Source organism: Streptomyces sp. NPDC056160 (assembly GCF_042268205.1).
Taxonomy (GTDB): domain Bacteria; phylum Actinomycetota; class Actinomycetes; order Streptomycetales; family Streptomycetaceae; genus Streptomyces.
In genome coordinates this window covers 1-14,589 of sequence record NZ_JBHJUW010000178.1, presented here as the reverse complement: position 1 = coordinate 14,589, position 14,589 = coordinate 1, and the positions used below count along the sequence as shown (strand labels likewise).

The 14,589-nt window shown below is 74.6% G+C and carries 12 protein-coding genes; 4 read left to right on the top strand and 8 right to left on the bottom strand.

Annotated features, from left to right (window positions below; genetic code table 11):
* The 3 genes from ACFC02_RS37695 to ACFC02_RS37685 all read right to left on the bottom strand — a co-directional run.
* The coding region (locus ACFC02_RS37695; RefSeq protein WP_376366809.1) for a biotin/lipoyl-containing protein at positions 1 to 687 on the bottom strand (687 nt) is incomplete at its 3' end.
* Positions 688 to 748: 61 nt separating this feature from the next.
* Positions 749 to 2,137 (bottom strand): dihydrolipoyl dehydrogenase, encoded by a 1,389-nt coding sequence (gene lpdA / locus ACFC02_RS37690; RefSeq protein ID WP_376366808.1) that lies wholly within the window; start codon positions 2,135 to 2,137, stop codon positions 749 to 751.
* Between the two features lie 411 nt (positions 2,138 to 2,548).
* The gene (locus ACFC02_RS37685) at positions 2,549 to 4,075 is read right to left on the bottom strand and encodes a leucyl aminopeptidase (RefSeq protein WP_376366807.1); all 1,527 of its coding nucleotides are present in this window, start codon (positions 4,073 to 4,075) and stop codon (positions 2,549 to 2,551) included.
* 300 nt (positions 4,076 to 4,375) lie between these two features.
* Between ACFC02_RS37685 and ACFC02_RS37680 the strand changes: the two genes are divergently transcribed.
* Positions 4,376 to 5,347 (top strand): endo alpha-1,4 polygalactosaminidase, encoded by a 972-nt coding sequence (locus tag ACFC02_RS37680; RefSeq protein WP_376366806.1) that lies wholly within the window; start codon positions 4,376 to 4,378, stop codon positions 5,345 to 5,347.
* Here the strand turns inward: ACFC02_RS37680 and ACFC02_RS37675 are convergent.
* Both ACFC02_RS37675 and ACFC02_RS37670 read right to left on the bottom strand, forming a co-directional pair.
* Positions 5,307 to 6,053, bottom strand: a complete 747-nt coding sequence (locus tag ACFC02_RS37675; protein ID WP_376366805.1) for an RDD family protein — start codon at positions 6,051 to 6,053, stop codon at positions 5,307 to 5,309. The two genes, ACFC02_RS37680 and ACFC02_RS37675, sit on opposite strands and share 41 nt — an antisense overlap.
* Positions 6,054 to 6,135: 82 nt before the next feature.
* Positions 6,136 to 6,954, bottom strand: a complete 819-nt coding sequence (locus tag ACFC02_RS37670) for an adenosylcobinamide-GDP ribazoletransferase (RefSeq protein ID WP_376366804.1) — start codon at positions 6,952 to 6,954, stop codon at positions 6,136 to 6,138.
* A gap of 75 nt (positions 6,955 to 7,029) precedes the next feature.
* Here ACFC02_RS37670 and ACFC02_RS37665 point away from each other — a divergent pair, with 75 nt between their 5' ends.
* Positions 7,030 to 7,839: a hypothetical protein gene (locus ACFC02_RS37665; protein ID WP_376366803.1), complete on the top strand. Its 810-nt coding sequence runs from the start codon at positions 7,030 to 7,032 to the stop codon at positions 7,837 to 7,839.
* A gap of 726 nt (positions 7,840 to 8,565) precedes the next feature.
* On the opposite strand, the gene ACFC02_RS37660 is transcribed toward ACFC02_RS37665, so the two are convergent.
* Positions 8,566 to 10,314, bottom strand: a complete 1,749-nt coding sequence (locus ACFC02_RS37660) for a phosphatidylglycerol lysyltransferase domain-containing protein (RefSeq protein WP_376366802.1) — start codon at positions 10,312 to 10,314, stop codon at positions 8,566 to 8,568.
* 124 nt (positions 10,315 to 10,438) lie between these two features.
* A complete protein-coding gene (cobT, locus tag ACFC02_RS37655) occupies positions 10,439 to 11,545 on the bottom strand; it encodes a nicotinate-nucleotide--dimethylbenzimidazole phosphoribosyltransferase (RefSeq protein ID WP_376366801.1) in 1,107 nt (368 codons plus the stop codon).
* A 202-nt stretch (positions 11,546 to 11,747) separates the two neighbouring features.
* Between cobT and ACFC02_RS37650 the strand changes: the two genes are divergently transcribed.
* Entirely contained in the window at positions 11,748 to 12,839 is a 1,092-nt protein-coding gene (locus ACFC02_RS37650; protein WP_376366800.1) for a class I SAM-dependent methyltransferase, read from the top strand.
* 58 nt (positions 12,840 to 12,897) lie between these two features.
* On the opposite strand, the gene ACFC02_RS37645 is transcribed toward ACFC02_RS37650, so the two are convergent.
* Positions 12,898 to 14,109: a bifunctional adenosylcobinamide kinase/adenosylcobinamide-phosphate guanylyltransferase gene (locus ACFC02_RS37645; RefSeq protein WP_376366799.1), complete on the bottom strand. Its 1,212-nt coding sequence runs from the start codon at positions 14,107 to 14,109 to the stop codon at positions 12,898 to 12,900.
* A 190-nt stretch (positions 14,110 to 14,299) separates the two neighbouring features.
* On the opposite strand from ACFC02_RS37645, the gene ACFC02_RS37640 reads away from it, so the two are divergent.
* Positions 14,300 to 14,518, top strand: a complete 219-nt coding sequence (locus ACFC02_RS37640) for a hypothetical protein (RefSeq protein ID WP_360963209.1) — start codon at positions 14,300 to 14,302, stop codon at positions 14,516 to 14,518.
* The last annotated feature ends 71 nt before the right edge of the window (positions 14,519 to 14,589 follow it).

Genomic DNA, 14,589 nt, shown 5'->3' with positions numbered 1-14,589 from the left:
GGTCTCGGCGGCGGGCGCCGGGGCCGGTGCGGCCGGGGCCGGGGCAGCCGCGGGAGCGGCACCCGGGGCGCCGATGACCGCGAGCTTGGCGCCGACCTCGGCGGTCTCGTCCTCGCCGACCACGATCTCCAGCAGCACACCGGAGGTGGGCGCCGGGATCTCGGTGTCGACCTTGTCCGTGGAGACCTCGAGCAGCGGCTCGTCGGCCTCGACGGAGTCGCCGACCGACTTCAGCCAGCGGGTGACGGTGCCCTCGGTGACCGACTCGCCCAGCGCGGGCAGGACCACGTCGGTGCCCTCGGCGGCGCCGGCCGGAGCGGCCGGGGCCTCGGCGGCGGGGGCGGGGGCTTCAGCGGCGGGGGCCTCGGCGGCCGGAGCCGGCGCGGCCTCGGGCTCGGCGGCCGGGGCGGGGGCGGCCTCGGCGGCGGGCGCCGAGGCGGGAGCGCCGGAGCCGTCGTCGATGACGGCCAGCTCGGCGCCGACCTCCACCGTCTCGTCCTCGGCGACCTTGATGGAGGCCAGCACACCGGCGGACGGCGAGGGGATCTCGGTGTCGACCTTGTCGGTCGAGACCTCGAGCAGCGGCTCGTCGGCCTCGACGCGCTCGCCCTCGGCCTTCAGCCAGCGGGTGACAGTGCCCTCGGTGACGCTCTCGCCGAGCGCCGGCAGGGTTACGGAAACCGCCATGGTTTCGGTTGCTCCTTACGAAGTACGGAAGTCTGTGTCGTCGCGCCCGTTGACCGAAGGCTCAGTCGTGGGAGTGGAGGGGCTTGCCGGCCAGGGCCAGGTGGGCCTCGCCGAGCGCCTCGTTCTGCGTCGGGTGGGCGTGGATGAGCTGCGCGACCTCGGCCGGCAGCGCCTCCCAGTTGTAGATCAGCTGCGCTTCGCCGACCTGCTCGCCCATGCGGTCGCCGACCATGTGGACGCCGACCACGGCACCGTCCTTGACCTGGACGAGCTTGATCTCGCCCGCGGTCTTGAGGATCTTGCTCTTTCCGTTGCCCGCCAGGTTGTACTTCAGGGCGACGACCTTGTCCGCGCCGTAGATCTCCTTGGCCTTGGCCTCGGAGACACCGACGGAGGCGACCTCCGGGTGGCAGTACGTCACCCGGGGAACACCGTCGTAGTCGATCGGAACGGTCTTCAGACCGGCCAGGCGCTCCGCCACCAGGATGCCCTCCGCGAAGCCGACGTGCGCGAGCTGGAGGGTGGGGACCAGGTCGCCGACGGCCGAGACGGTCGCAACGTTGGTGCGCATGTACTCGTCGACGAGGACGTAACCGCGGTCCATCGCGATCCCGGCCTCCTCGTAGCCCAGCCCCTGCGAGACCGGGCCGCGGCCGATGGCGACGAGCAGGACCTCGGCCTCGAACTCCTTGCCGTCGGCGAGGGTGACCTTGACGCCGTCCTGGGTGTACTCGGCCTTCTCGAAGAAGGTGCCGAGGTTGAACTTGATGCCCCGCTTGCGGAAGGCGCGCTCCAGCAGCTTGGAGCTGTTCTCGTCCTCGACCGGGACGAGGTGCTTGAGGCCCTCGACGATGGTGACGTCGCTGCCGAAGGACTTCCACGCGGAGGCGAACTCGACGCCGATGACGCCGCCGCCCAGGATGATCGCGGACTTGGGCACGCGGTCCAGGACGAGGGCGTGGTCGGAGGAGATGACGCGGTTGCCGTCGATGGTCAGGCCGGGCAGGGACTTCGGCACGGACCCGGTCGCCAGGAGGATGTGGCGGCCCTGGATCCGCTGACCGTTGACGTCGACGGAGGTCGGGGAGGACAGCCGGCCCTCGCCCTCGATGTAGGTCACCTTGCGGGAGGCGATGAGGCCCTGCAGACCCTTGTAGAGGCCCGAGATGACCTCGTCCTTGTACTTCTGCACGGCCGGTACGTCGATGCCCTCGAACGTGGCCTTGACGCCGAACTGCTCGCTCTCGCGGGCCTGGTCGGCGATCTCGCCGGCGTGCAGCAGGGCCTTGGTGGGGATGCACCCCTTGTGCAGGCAGGTACCGCCGACCTTGTCCTTCTCGATCAGGGCGACGTCCAGGCCCAGCTGCGCCCCGCGCAGCGCCGCGGCGTAACCGCCGCTGCCACCGCCGAGGATCACTAGGTCGAAAACGGTGCTGGCGTCGTTCGCCACGTCACGTCCTCCATGCATGTGCGCCGTGCCGGTCGTCGGTGACCGGCGGGCGGCTTGTGTCCGGCCGCTCGTTCTTCGGCCCTTTGGGTGGGGGCCCTGTCCTGCCGTGGCCCATCTTCGCACTTGTCGGGGGCGAACGAGACGCGGGGCCGGGGTGTGAGACATCCCACCCGCCGACCGCGCCCGTCCGGCGCGACCTGCCGTGCGGGGGCCGCCCGACGGCACAGCCACCGGGCCCCCCGGGGGGCGAGAGCCGTCGTGGGCGCCAGGAACGCCGGGAACGCCGGGAAGGACCGGAAACACCAGGAAGAACGAGAACGCCGGAAACACCGGGAACGCCGGAAACACCGGGAACGAGGACGGCCCCGGGGGCGGCGGGCGCCCGGGGCCGTCCTCGGTGAGGGACGGGGCTCAGCCCAGGTCGCCCGCCGCCGTCAGCTCGGCGAGGCGGACCAGGGTGCGGACCGCGCTGCCCGTGCCGCCCTTGGGCGTGTAACCGAACGGGCCCTGCTCGTTGAAGGCCGGGCCGGCGATGTCCAGGTGCGCCCAGGTGATGCCGTCGCCGATGAACTCGCGCAGGAACAGACCGGCGACCAGGCCGCCGCCCATCCGCTCACCCATGTTCGCGATGTCGGCGGTGGGGGAGTCCATGCCCTTGCGCAGGTGCTCGGGCAGCGGCATCGGCCAGGCCTCCTCGCCGACCTCCTCGGCGGCCTCGTGGATCGCGGAGCGGAACGCGTCGTCGTTCGCCATGATCCCGAAGGTGCGGCTGCCCAGCGCCAGCACCATCGCGCCGGTCAGGGTCGCGACGTCCACGATCGCGTCCGGCTTCTCCTGCGAGGCCGCCCACAGCGCGTCCGCGAGCACCAGCCGGCCCTCGGCGTCGGTGTTGAGCACCTCCACCGTCTTGCCGCTGAACATGCGCAGTACGTCACCGGGGCGGGTGGCGGAACCGGAAGGCATGTTCTCGGCCAGCGCCAGCCAGCCCGTGACGTTGACCTCCAGGCCGAGGCGGGCGGCGGCGACGACGGCGGCGAACACCGCGGCGGCGCCGCTCATGTCGCACTTCATCGTCTCGTTGTGACCGGCCGGCTTGAGCGAGATGCCGCCCGAGTCGTAGGTGATGCCCTTGCCGACGAGCGCCAGGTGCTTCTTCGCCTTCGGGCTGGTGTACGACAGCTTGACCAGGCGCGGTGCCGCCGCCGAGCCGGCGCCGACGCCGAGGATGCCGCCGTAGCCGCCCTTGGCGAGCGCCTTCTCGTCCAGCACCTGGATCTTCAGGCCGTTCGCCTTGGCCGCGTCCTGCGCCAGGGCGGCGAAGGAGGCCGGGTTGAGGTCGTTGGGCGGGGTGTTGATGAGGTCGCGGGCGCGGTTCAGCTCCTCGGCCACGGCGGTGGCGCGCTCCAGGGCCGCCTTGTACGCCTTGTCGCGGGGCTTGCCGCCGAGCAGCACGACGTCGGCCAGCGGCGCCTTGCCGCCCCGGCCCTTGGCGTCCTTGCCGTTCTCCTTGTACGCGTCGAAGGAGTACGCGCCCAGCAGCGCGCCCTCACCGACGGCGCCGGCGTCGGCGGCGTCCGCGAGCGGCAGCGCGAACGCGGCCTTCTTCGCGCCGACGAGGGCGCGGGCGGCCACACCGGCGGCCCGGCGCAGCGCCTCGGCGTCGTACCCGGAGTCCTTCTCGGGCGCCGCGCCCAGGCCCACCGCCAGCACGAGCGAGGCCTTGAAACCGGACGGCGCGGGCAGCTTCGTCACCTCGCCCTCGGCGCCGGAGGCACCGAGGGTCTCCAGGACGTCGGCGAGCTTGCCGTCGTAGGCAGCGTCGACGGCCTCGGCGCCCGGTGCGACGACCGGGCCCTTGGCGTCCTTGGCGACACCGACGACGATCGCGTCGGCGCGCAGGCCGGGCGCCGCGGCGGTGCTGAGAGTGAGAGCAGTCACGGTGGTGATTTCTCGCTTCCCTGTGAAAGGTGGTTGGCCGAATGCGGGTGGGTCGACCGGGCCCCACGACCGACCTTAGGCCCTCACGGACCCGACTCCTCCTGCGGTGCGGACTTCACCCGGGCAGGCAAACACCCGGCACGAGCCTACGCGCGTCGGTGCGCCGATCCGTCGCGCGGGCTCCACCCTGGGGCGCCGCGGCCGTCACCGGCCGCCCCGCGCACGCGCGTTCCGGGGGCCGGGCGGCACGGCAACTGCCCTGGCGGCGGGCGGGATCGGCGTATCGGCGATGATCGTCGGGTGCACACCCCCACAGATCACCCCACACGTACTCCGGTTCACCCCGCGGCCGGTCCGGGAGTACGCCCGGCGCCCCGCCCCGGGACACGCCCGGCGGCGCGTACCGCGGCCCGTCCGGCGCCGAGAACGCGGCGCCCGGCCCTCCTCGCCGCCCTGCTCCTGCTGCTGCTCGCCGGCTGCGCGGGCCGGGCGGACGGTGACGCCGGCTCGGCGAAGGACGGCTCCACCGGCCGGAGTACGGCCTCCCCGGGCGCCGCCACCGCGGCCCCGGCGACCCGCTGGCGGCCCCGCCCGGGCACCACGTGGCAGTGGCAGCTCAGCGGCCGCCTCGACACCTCCGTCGACGCGGCGGTCTACGACATCGACGGCTTCGACCACACGAAGGAGACCGTCGCCGGACTGCACCGCGCGGGCCGCAAGGCCGTCTGCTACGTCTCCACCGGCGCCTGGGAGGACTTCCGCCCCGACGCGGGCCGGTTCCCCGAGGCGGTGCTCGGCACGGGAAACGGCTGGAAGGGCGAGCGCTGGCTGGACATCCGCCGCACCGACGTGCTGGAGCCCCTGATGGCGGCGCGCCTCGACATGTGCCGTGCCAAGGGGTTCGACGCGGTCGAGCCGGACAACATGGACGGCTACAAGAACCGGACCGGCTTCCCGCTGACGGCCGCCGACCAGCTGCGCTACAACCGCCTCCTCGCCTCCCTCGCGCACGAGCGCGGCATGTCGGTCGGCCTGAAGAACGACCTGGACCAGATCCCGCAGCTGGTGGGGGACTTCGACTTCGCGGTCGACGAACAGTGCGCCCAGTACGGCGAATGCGCCGATCTCAAGCCGTTCGTGGCGGCCGGCAAGGCGGTCTTCCACGTCGAGTACGAACTGCCCACCAGCCGTTTCTGCGCCGAGTCCCGCAGCCTGAAGCTGAGTTCGCTGCTCAAGAAGTACGAGCTGGGGGCGTGGCGCCAGGCGTGTTGAACCCGGGCCCGCCGGGCGTGTTGAACCCGGGGCCGCCGGGCGGTGCGGGGAAGTGCGGCCCGCCCGGCAGTGCGGAGAGGCCCGGACCGGCGGTGCCGGCCGGTCCGCCGGGAGCGGCCGGCCACAGCCCGGTGACCGTCGTCCGGGCCACCCGGTCGGCCAGTGACCGCCGGCCGGGGAAGAGCACCGGCAGGGCGTTCATGAGGAAGAGCAGCACGGCCACCGCCCACACGAGCACCGACAGCAGGAAGTGGCCCTCGACCAGCAGGACACAGGCCACGGCGTAGACGGCGACGTCGGCCGCGGTGGTGACGGCGGCCCGCAGCGCGGCCGGGCGGGCCCGCCGGGACAGCGGGGAGAGCGGCGCGACCTTCAGGCCGAGCAGCGCCTTGCCGACCGTCCGCCCGGTCAGGGCGAGGCACGCCCACTGGTACAGGAACGCGGCGAGCACCAGCAGCGCGAACGCCTGCTCCACGTACAGCACGGCCTTGTTCCACAGCGACAGCCCGAGGTGCTCGGAGCTGCCGATGACGTCACCGCGCGAGCCGAGCAGGTCGAGGCCGCCGCGGGTGGCCAGTTCCGGTACGTCGGTGACGAGGGCGGCGATCCGGTGGAAGGTGAGTACGGCGAGCGCGGAGGCCGCGGCGACCACCAGCGCGAAGTCGATCAGCCAGGCCATGGCGCGGCGCAGCTTCGGCACAGACACCCCCCGATCCCGCTCACTGTCTGTTCGGCCGCTCAGCCTACCGAGGGCGAACGGGTGGCCGAAGGGTCCGGCGGGAATCGTCTCAGGCCAGTGACAGAACGACCAGGGCGCAGGTCGCCGCCGTCTCGGCGAGGCCGCCGAAGACGTCCCCGGTCACCCCGCCGAAGCGGCGCGTGCAGTGGCGCAGCAGGAGTTCGGCGGCGGCGAGTGAGGCGAGCACGGCGCCCGCCGAGAGCAGGGCGGTGCCCGTCCCGAGTCCCGCGCCGGCCGCGCCCGCCGCCAGGGTGACGGCGAGCACCGCACCGAGCGCCCCTGGCGCCGGCACCACCCCGGCGACGGCCGCACCCAGCCCTTCCGGCCGGGCGGCGGGAACACCCCTGCGCGCGGCCAGGGTCAGCGCCAGCCGGGCCGCGGTCGCCGAGACGACGGCCGCGAGCGCGCCCCGGGCCCACGAGCCGGCGTAGGCCTGCGTCAGGGCGGCCACCTGGGCCAGCAGCACGAACAGCAGGGTGATGACCCCGAAGGGACCGATGTCCGACTGCTTCATGATGCGCAGCGCGTCCTCGGCGGGCTTGCCACTGCCGAGCCCGTCGGCGGTGTCCGCGAGCCCGTCCAGGTGCAGCCCGCGCGTCAGCGCGGCGGGCACCGCGGCGGTGGCGACGGCGGCGAGCAGCGGAGCGGCACCGAGGAACAGCAGCAGCAGGCCCGCGCCCGCCGCCGCGACGCCGGTCACGAGCCCGGCGAGCGGGGCGCACAGCATTCCCGCACGCGCCGCCCCGCGGTCCCAGCGGCTCACCCGCACCGGCAGCACGGTCAGTGTGCCGAAGGCGAACCGGAGCCCGTGCAGCGCGGACGCAGACGGGGGCGGGGACGACGACGGTGAGGAGGAGGGGGCGGACACGCGGGCAGACTACGGGAGAGCCGCGCGCCCGCCGACGGACGGGCGGCGCCCCGGCGGACGGGGCAGACTGCATACATGGGGCACTGGCTGTACCGCAACATCGTCGAACCCGGCAAACTGCCCCTGCTCCTCGCCCTGGGCGCCTTCGTCCTCACCTTCCTGGTCACCCGGGTCATCACCCGCCTCATCCGCGCCGGTAAGGGTCCGTTCGGGAACGTCAGGGCCGGCGGACTGCACATCCACCACGTCGTCCCCGGCGTGGTCCTCACCGTCGTCGGCGGTTTCGGGGCGATCGCCACCAGCAGCCGGCACGACGTGGGCACGTCGCTCTTCGCGGTGGTCTTCGGCGTGGGGGCGGGCCTCGTCCTGGACGAGTTCGCGCTCATCCTGCACCTGGACGACGTCTACTGGTCCGAGGCGGGCCGCAAGAGCGTCGAGGTGGTGGTCCTCACCGCGGCCCTGGTCGGTCTGGTCCTCGCCGGCTTCTCCCCGTTCGGCGTCAACGACGTGACCCCGGGCGAACTCCAGGACCGCGGCTCGGTCATCGCGGGCGTGGCCGTCAACTTCCTCTTCTCCCTGATGGCCCTCAGCAAGGGCAAGCTGCGGCTGGCCGTCCTCGGCGTGATCGTGCCCTTCCTCGCCCTGGTCGCCGCCGTCCGGCTGGCCCGCCCCGGCTCGTACTGGGACCGGCGCTTCTACCGCCGCCGCCCGCGCGCACGGGCCCGTGCCGACCTGCGCGCCCGCCGTCACGACCGACGCTGGGCCGTGCCGCGCCGCGCGTTCCAGGACTGGATCGCCGGCAAACCGGACAGCCGGCCGAGGGGGCTGCCGGAGGCGGGACCGGGACCGGGGCCGGGGCCGGGCAGCGGGCCGGGCCGGGAGTGAGCGGGCCGGGACCGACCGGCCCCGAGGGCGCGCGCCGGCCCGTGCGGCCGCCGACGCGGCGGGCCCTTGCGCCATCGCCGCCGCAGGGCTGTCACCGCGCACCCCGCGGCCACGCCCGCGATCGCCGCCAGGTGCTCCCTGCCCGCCAGGTTCTCCTTCAGCAGCACCTCGGCGGCCATCGCCGCGGTCACCGACGCCGCCGTGGTGTACGCGCCGTAACGCAGGGCCAGATACACCGCGAGGCCCACGACGGCTGCCGACGGGCCGGTGTCCACCACCTGGGCGTCGGTGCCGGGCAGGCCCAGCGGGCGGTGCGGGCCGAGGGCGATGCCCAGGCGCGCGTACAGGGTGCCGGCGAGCGTGGCGACGTAGGCGACGGCCAGGGTGCGCCGGCGGCCCAGGCAGATCTCGGCGGTGCCGAACACGCACAGGACCTGTGCCAGCGCACCCCACACCGGAAGGTCGGGCGCCGGCACGAACAGGGACAGCGGGGTGCGCAGTACGGCCTGCCACAGCGGGTCCTCGGCCCGTACCGTCCCGGCCTGCCGGACGAGGCCGTGGCCCCACGGCCCGTTCTGCGCACACCACAGCAGCGCGGTCAGGCAGACGGCGGCGAGGGTCATCGGGACCGCCCGCAGCCGTCGCCGCAGCAGCGGCCCGCGCACGGTGTCGTACACGGGCCCCCACTCGGCGCGGGCCCAGCGCGCGATCCTCGTCATCGGGCCCTCAGGACCTGGGGCCCGGGAGGCCCGGCGCGGCGGGGCCCGCCGGCAGGAAGCCCTCCGCGCGGGCCGCCGCGAGACCGATGCGCAGCAGGTCCGCGCTCTTCTCGAAGAGCAGGAACCGCGGCTCCCAGATCGGCCGGTACTTGGCGTTGGCGCGGTAGAGCGACTCGATCTGCCACCACCGCGAGAAGAAGCCGAGCAGCGAGCGCCACAGCCGCAGCACCGGCCCGGCGCCGAGGCGCGAGCCGCGTTCGAAGACCGACCGGAACATCGCGAAGTTGAGGGAGACCTGGGTGACCTCGACCTCCCGGGCGCGGCGGAGCAGGTCGATGACCATGAACTCCATCAGCCCGTTGTCGGCGTCCCGGTCGCGGCGCATCAGGTCCAGGGACAGCCCGTGGGGGCCCCAGGGTACGAAGGAGAGCAGGGCCCGCAGTTCGCCGTGCCCGTCGTGGCACTCCAGCATCACGCACCGCCCGTCCGCCGGGTCGCCGAGCCGCCCCAGCGCCATGCTGAACCCGCGCTCGGTGGCCCCGTCGCGCCAGTCGTCCGCCCGCCGCAGCAAGGACGCCATCTCGCCCGGGGGGATGTCCTCGTGCCGCCGGACGCGCACCGTGTACCCGGCCCGCCGTACGCGGTTGTAGGCCTGGCGCACGGTGCGCATGGCCCGGCCCTCCAGGGTGAACTCGGCGACCTCCACCACTGCCTCGTCACCCAGTTCCAGGGCGTCGAGGCCATGGCGCGTGTACACCGTGCCCGCCTCCTCGCTCGCCCCCATCACGGCCGGGATCCAGCCGTGCGCCCGCGCCTCGGCCAGCCACGGCCCGATGGCGCCGGGCCAGGCCTCCGGGTCGCCCAGCGGATCCCCCGAGGCCAGCGACACCCCGCCCACCACCCGGTAGGCGACGGCCGCCTTCCCGGTCGGCGACCAGATGACGCTCTTCTCGCGGCGCAGCGCGAAGTAGCCGAGCGAGTCCCGTTCGCCGTGCCGGTCCAGCAGCGCGCGCAGCCGCTTCTCGTCGTCCTCGGTGAACGGGTCGACCGCCCGGCGGGAACGGAAGGCGGCGTAGAGCACGGCGAGGAAGAGCACCGTGGACATGACGTTGATGGCGACGTTCGCCCAGTTGGGGGTGGCGATGCCCGGGAATCGGGCCTCCGGGGCGTCGACCGAGACCAGCCGCAGCGTGCCGTAGTGCCAGCGTTCCAGGTACGTCGAGCGGGAGGCGTCCGGTGCCTGGTCGGTGAGCGTCACCAGCAGCGTGGCGAGCACGGAGGCGACGGGCAGCCCGGCCGCCGCGACGGCGGCGGCCAGCCGGGGGTTGGCGCGGTCGCCCTTGGCGTAGAACTCGCGCCGCCCGAGCAGCAGGGCGGCGACGAAGGCGGCGGTGAGGACCAGGGAGACCCAGTTCTGCGGGGAGCGGCGGATCTCCGGCAGGGTCAGCGCGAACCCGAACAGCACCAGGAAGGGGCCGCTCAGGCCGAGGTTGAGGATCCAGGCGGCCCGTTTGCGCCGCCGCATGGTGACGGCCAGGAAGGCGGCGAACACACCGGGGGCGAAGCCGGCCGTGAGCAGGTAGGGGGTGAAGAGGTCCGCCTGGTTGTGCCGGCGCACGTCCTGGCCCAGGGAGACCCACACCGCGCTGAGGATGTTGACGAACGCGACGGCCCGCAGATACCAGACGGCCCACGCGGCGGCCCGCCGCGAGACCGCTTCACCGGGGCGAACAGGTGCGACTCGGGCATCTCCCATGAAAGCTGATCATATGGGCGCCTGTGCGGCAAAGGGCGGTACGGACGCGCGTCGCGCCGTACCGCCCCACTGATGTGCCTGGCCGTCACTCCGTGCCGTACCGCCCCACTGATGTGCCTGGCCGTCACTCCGTGCCGGAGTCCGTCTTCTCCTCCACCGGGACCCCGGTCTCTTCCGCTTCTTCCCCAGGCTTCTCGGGCAGCTCCGCCGCCAGGGCCGCCGCGGCCTGCACCAGGGGGAGCGCCAGCAGCGCGCCCGCGCCCTCGCCGACGCGCACCCCGTGGTCCAGCAGCGGCTCCAGCGCCATCCGGTCCAGCGCCTTGGCCTGCCCCGGCTCGCGGCTGCTCTGCCCCGCCAGCCACCAGTCCGGCGCCCGGAACGCCACCCGCTGGCCCACCAGCGCGCACGCGGCCGAGACCACGCCGTCCAGGATCACCGGCAGCTTGCGCACCGCGCACTGGAGCAGGAAGCCGGTCATCGCGGCCAGGTCGGCCCCGCCCACCGTCGCCAGCAGCGCCAGCTGGTCCCCGAGCACCGGCCGCGCCCGGCGCAGCGCGTCGCGGATCGCGGCGCACTTGCGCATCCACGCCAGGTCGTCGATCGCCTCGCCGCCGCGGCCGGTCACCACCGACGCGTCCGTCCCGCACAGCGCCGCGATCAGCACGGCCGCCGGAGTCGTCCCGCCCACGCTGACGTCGCCGAGCACCACGAGGTCCGTACCGGAGTCGGCCTCCTCGTCGGCCACGGCGACCCCGGCCCGGAACGCGGCCTCGGCCTCCTCGGGAGTCAGCGCGTCCTCGATGTCGATGCGCCCGCTGCCGCGCCGCACCCGGTGCCGTACGATCTCCGCGGGCAGCGTCTCGGGCGCGCAGTCCAGGGCCATGTCCACCACCCGCACCGGCACACCGGCGCGCCGGGCCAGCACGGAGACGGGCCGGCCGCCCTCCAGCACCGCCCGCACCAGCTGCTCGGCGCTGCCCGCGGGCCGCACCGACACGCCGAGTTCGGCGACCCCGTGGTCACCGGCGAAGAGGACGACCCGCGGTCGTTCGACCGGCCGCACCGGTACGGCGCCCTGCGCCGCGGCCAGCCACTCACCCAGGTCGTCGAGGCGGCCCAGCGCACCGGGCGGCACGATCTGACGCTCCCGGCGCGTCTCGGCATCACGGCGCACTCCGCCGTCGGGGCGCTCGATCAGATCGGTGAAGTCGTCGAGATTCAGCGAGCTCATTCGCCGAACAGTACCGGCCCCGGTCGAACACGGCGGAGCCGCGTCCTCATGTCGCCGCCACACCCGTACGGCGTCTTCCCGTCCGAGATCGCCATCCCATACGTTCCCTTTGCAGGGAATTGTCGACGGTGGCGGGGCGGCCCGGCCGGCCACCGCCCGGCCGCTCCCCGCCGTACGCACCCCCGCCCACCGGGAGCCGCCCATGCCGCCCCTGCCGTACGCCCCCCGGGTCTACGACCCGCGCCGCATCGGCTACGCCGCCGAACTGGCCCGGGGCACCGACCGGTTCCACGAGCCGCGCCGCGAGGACTGCCCGTGGTGCGGCTCCGCCCGGCTGCGCACCCGGCTGTGCGCGCCGGACCTGCTCCAGCGCAAGCCGGGCCGGTTCGCGCTCGACCAGTGCCGCGACTGCCGGCACGCCTTCCAGAACCCCCGGCTGACCCCGGCGGGACTGGCCTTCTACCACCGCGACTTCGACGAGAGCGACCCGGACGGCCTGCCCGATCCGGTGCTCGCCGCGCGCCGCAGCCACCGCAGGCACCGCGGGGACGCCCACCTGATGCGCGCCGTGGGCGAACCGGAGAGCTGGCTGGACGTCGGAACGGGCCACGCCCACTTCCCCGCCGCGGCCCGGGAGGTGTTCCCGTACACCTCCTTCGACGGGCTCGACCCGACGCCCCGCGTGCAGGCCGCGCGCGCCGCCGGGCGGATCGAGGAGGCCCACGTCGGACACCTGTCCGACCCGCAGGTGGTGGAACGCCTGCGCGGGCGCTACGACGTGGTGAGCATGTTCCACCACCTGACCCACACCCCGGACCCCCGCGCGGAACTGCGCGGCGCGCTCGGCGTGCTGCGCCCCGGCGGCCACCTCCTGATCGAACTGCCCGACCCCGGCAGCGCGTTCGCGCTTCTCCTCGGCAAGTGGTGGCTGCCGCACGGGCAGCCGCGCCACCTGCACCTGCCGCCCCTGCACAACCTACGCGCCGAACTGGAGGCCGCGGGCTGCACCGTCCTCGTCACCGACCGCCGCACCCCGCACATCCCGAACGACCTGTCCGCGGCCCTCGCCCTGGTCCTCGCCCGTCTCCTGCCCGCCCCCGACGCCCCCTGGCGGCAGACGCCGCCGACCGCCCTGCGACGCGGCCTGCGCGCGGTCCTCGCCACCGCCGGCAGACCCCTGGTCGACCTGGCCGCGCTCCTGGACCTCACCCTCGCCCCGCTGCTCCGGCGCACCCCGGGCCTTTCGAACACCTACCGCCTCGTCGCCCGCCGCGACACCGCCCGTCCGACCTGACGGGCGGCTTCCCCCGGGTCGTGGCGCCGCGGGGCCGACGGGAGTCCGGCGACATGGCCTACCCGCGCAGCGGCAGCGCCTGGCCCGCCACCACCAGCAGGACCTGTTCGCACTCGGCGGCGAAGGACGCGTTCAGGCGGCCCAGTTCGTCGCGGTAGCGGCGACCGGAGGCGGTGGCCGGGACGATGCCCGAGCCGACCTCGTTGGAGACGGCGACCACGGTCCTGCGGGCGGCCCGTACGGCCGACGTCAGCGCGGCCGTACGCTCCCGCAGGGCCCGTTCGCCGCCCCCCGCCCACTCGTCGTCGTCCCACGCGCCGACGGAGTCCATCGCGTCCGTCAGCCACAGCGACAGGCAGTCGATCAGGAGGGGCGGCCCCTCCTGCGCGAGCAGCGGCACCAGGTCGCAGGTCTCCGCCGTGCGCCACGAACCCGGCCGCCGCTCCCGGTGCACCGCGACCCGCGCCGCCCACTCGTTGTCGCCGCCCCGGGTGCCCCCCGTGGCGACGTACAGCACCTCGGGGAAGGTCTCCAGCCGCCGTTCGGCCTCCACCGACTTGCCCGAACGCGCCCCGCCCAGCACCAGCGTGCGCCGGGGCACGTCCGGTACGGCCGCCATGTTCTCGTACGCCCCGATCGTCAGCGTCGCGCCGTCCGGCACGGCCCGTGCCCCGGCCGCCGCCAGCCGCCGGTACAGCTCGGGACCCGGCGGCACGTCGTGGTCGAGGTGGACCGCGACGACGTCCGTCGCCCGGCCCACCGACCCCACCGCCCGCAGCTTCGCCAGCGCGTCCGGCCGCCCCACCACGTCCGCGAGCACCATGTCGTACGCCTGCCCCGACCCCTCCTCCAGACCGGCCGGGGCCCCGCCCGGCGGCAGGTACAGCAGCCGCTTGCCGTCCGGCCCCGTCACGGCGTACCCGGTGCCCGGCGCGTCCATCGCCACCGCCCGCACCCGGTGCCCGGTCAGCAGGGCCAGCTCGCGGCCGTCGGGCACCCGGCCGGGTTGCGGCAGCCCGGCGGGCACCTCCACGGCGGGCCCGTCGTGCGGATGGGAGAGCAGCACCTGCGCCACCTGGCCCAGCGACTGCCCGGCGCGGGCGGTCGCGAACGCCACCCCCGGCGTCAGGTCCAGCAGCAGCGCCCCGTCCACGAGCAGCGCCGTCGCCGCGCGGGCCCGCGCGCCGAGGGCCGTCGCGCAGGCCGCGCAGGGGCAGTGGGGGCGGGGAAGCCCCGCGGGGGCACCGGTGCCGAGCAGAGTCACGTCCACGGACCCGATTTTCCAGTGCCGCCGAGGGTCTCGCGCATCCGGCCGGGGTCTGTTCGGCGGACGGGGCCGGGCAGGGCCTAGGCTGCGGGCAGGAGCCGGACCATGATCCGCGTGGGGTGGCTCCGGCTGGGCAGTGTGTGCAGTAGGTGCATCGTGTGCAGTGTTGTGAGCTCACATCAGGGAGGCGTACATGGCGGCATGGACGTGGCGGTTCGAGACGGCCGACGGGGCGGAGGTCCAGCCCGCGGTGCAGCCGGAGGAGTTCACCACGCAGGGCGACGCCGAGTCCTGGATCGGCGAGAACTGGAAGGCCCTGGCCGACGGCGGCGCCGACCAGGTGCGGCTGTTCGAGGACGCCGCGGAGATCTACGGCCCGATGAGCCTGCACGCCGACCAGGCCCAGGCGTAGCGGCTCCAGGCGCGGGGCGGGCCCGGGGCCTGCCGGTCCGGCGCGGGGCGGGGGCGGCCACGGACGGCCGC

Coding starts and splice junctions, on each gene's coding strand:
- ACFC02_RS37665 (WP_376366803.1), top strand. CDS start 7,030: ATGGGGCACTGGCTGTACCGCAACATCGTCGAACCCGGCAAACTGCCC.
- ACFC02_RS37660 (WP_376366802.1), bottom strand. CDS start 10,314: ATGGGAGATGCCCGAGTCGCACCTGTTCGCCCCGGTGAAGCGGTCTCG.
- cobT (WP_376366801.1), bottom strand. CDS start 11,545: ATGAGCTCGCTGAATCTCGACGACTTCACCGATCTGATCGAGCGCCCC.
- ACFC02_RS37650 (WP_376366800.1), top strand. CDS start 11,748: ATGCCGCCCCTGCCGTACGCCCCCCGGGTCTACGACCCGCGCCGCATC.
- ACFC02_RS37640 (WP_360963209.1), top strand. CDS start 14,300: ATGGCGGCATGGACGTGGCGGTTCGAGACGGCCGACGGGGCGGAGGTC.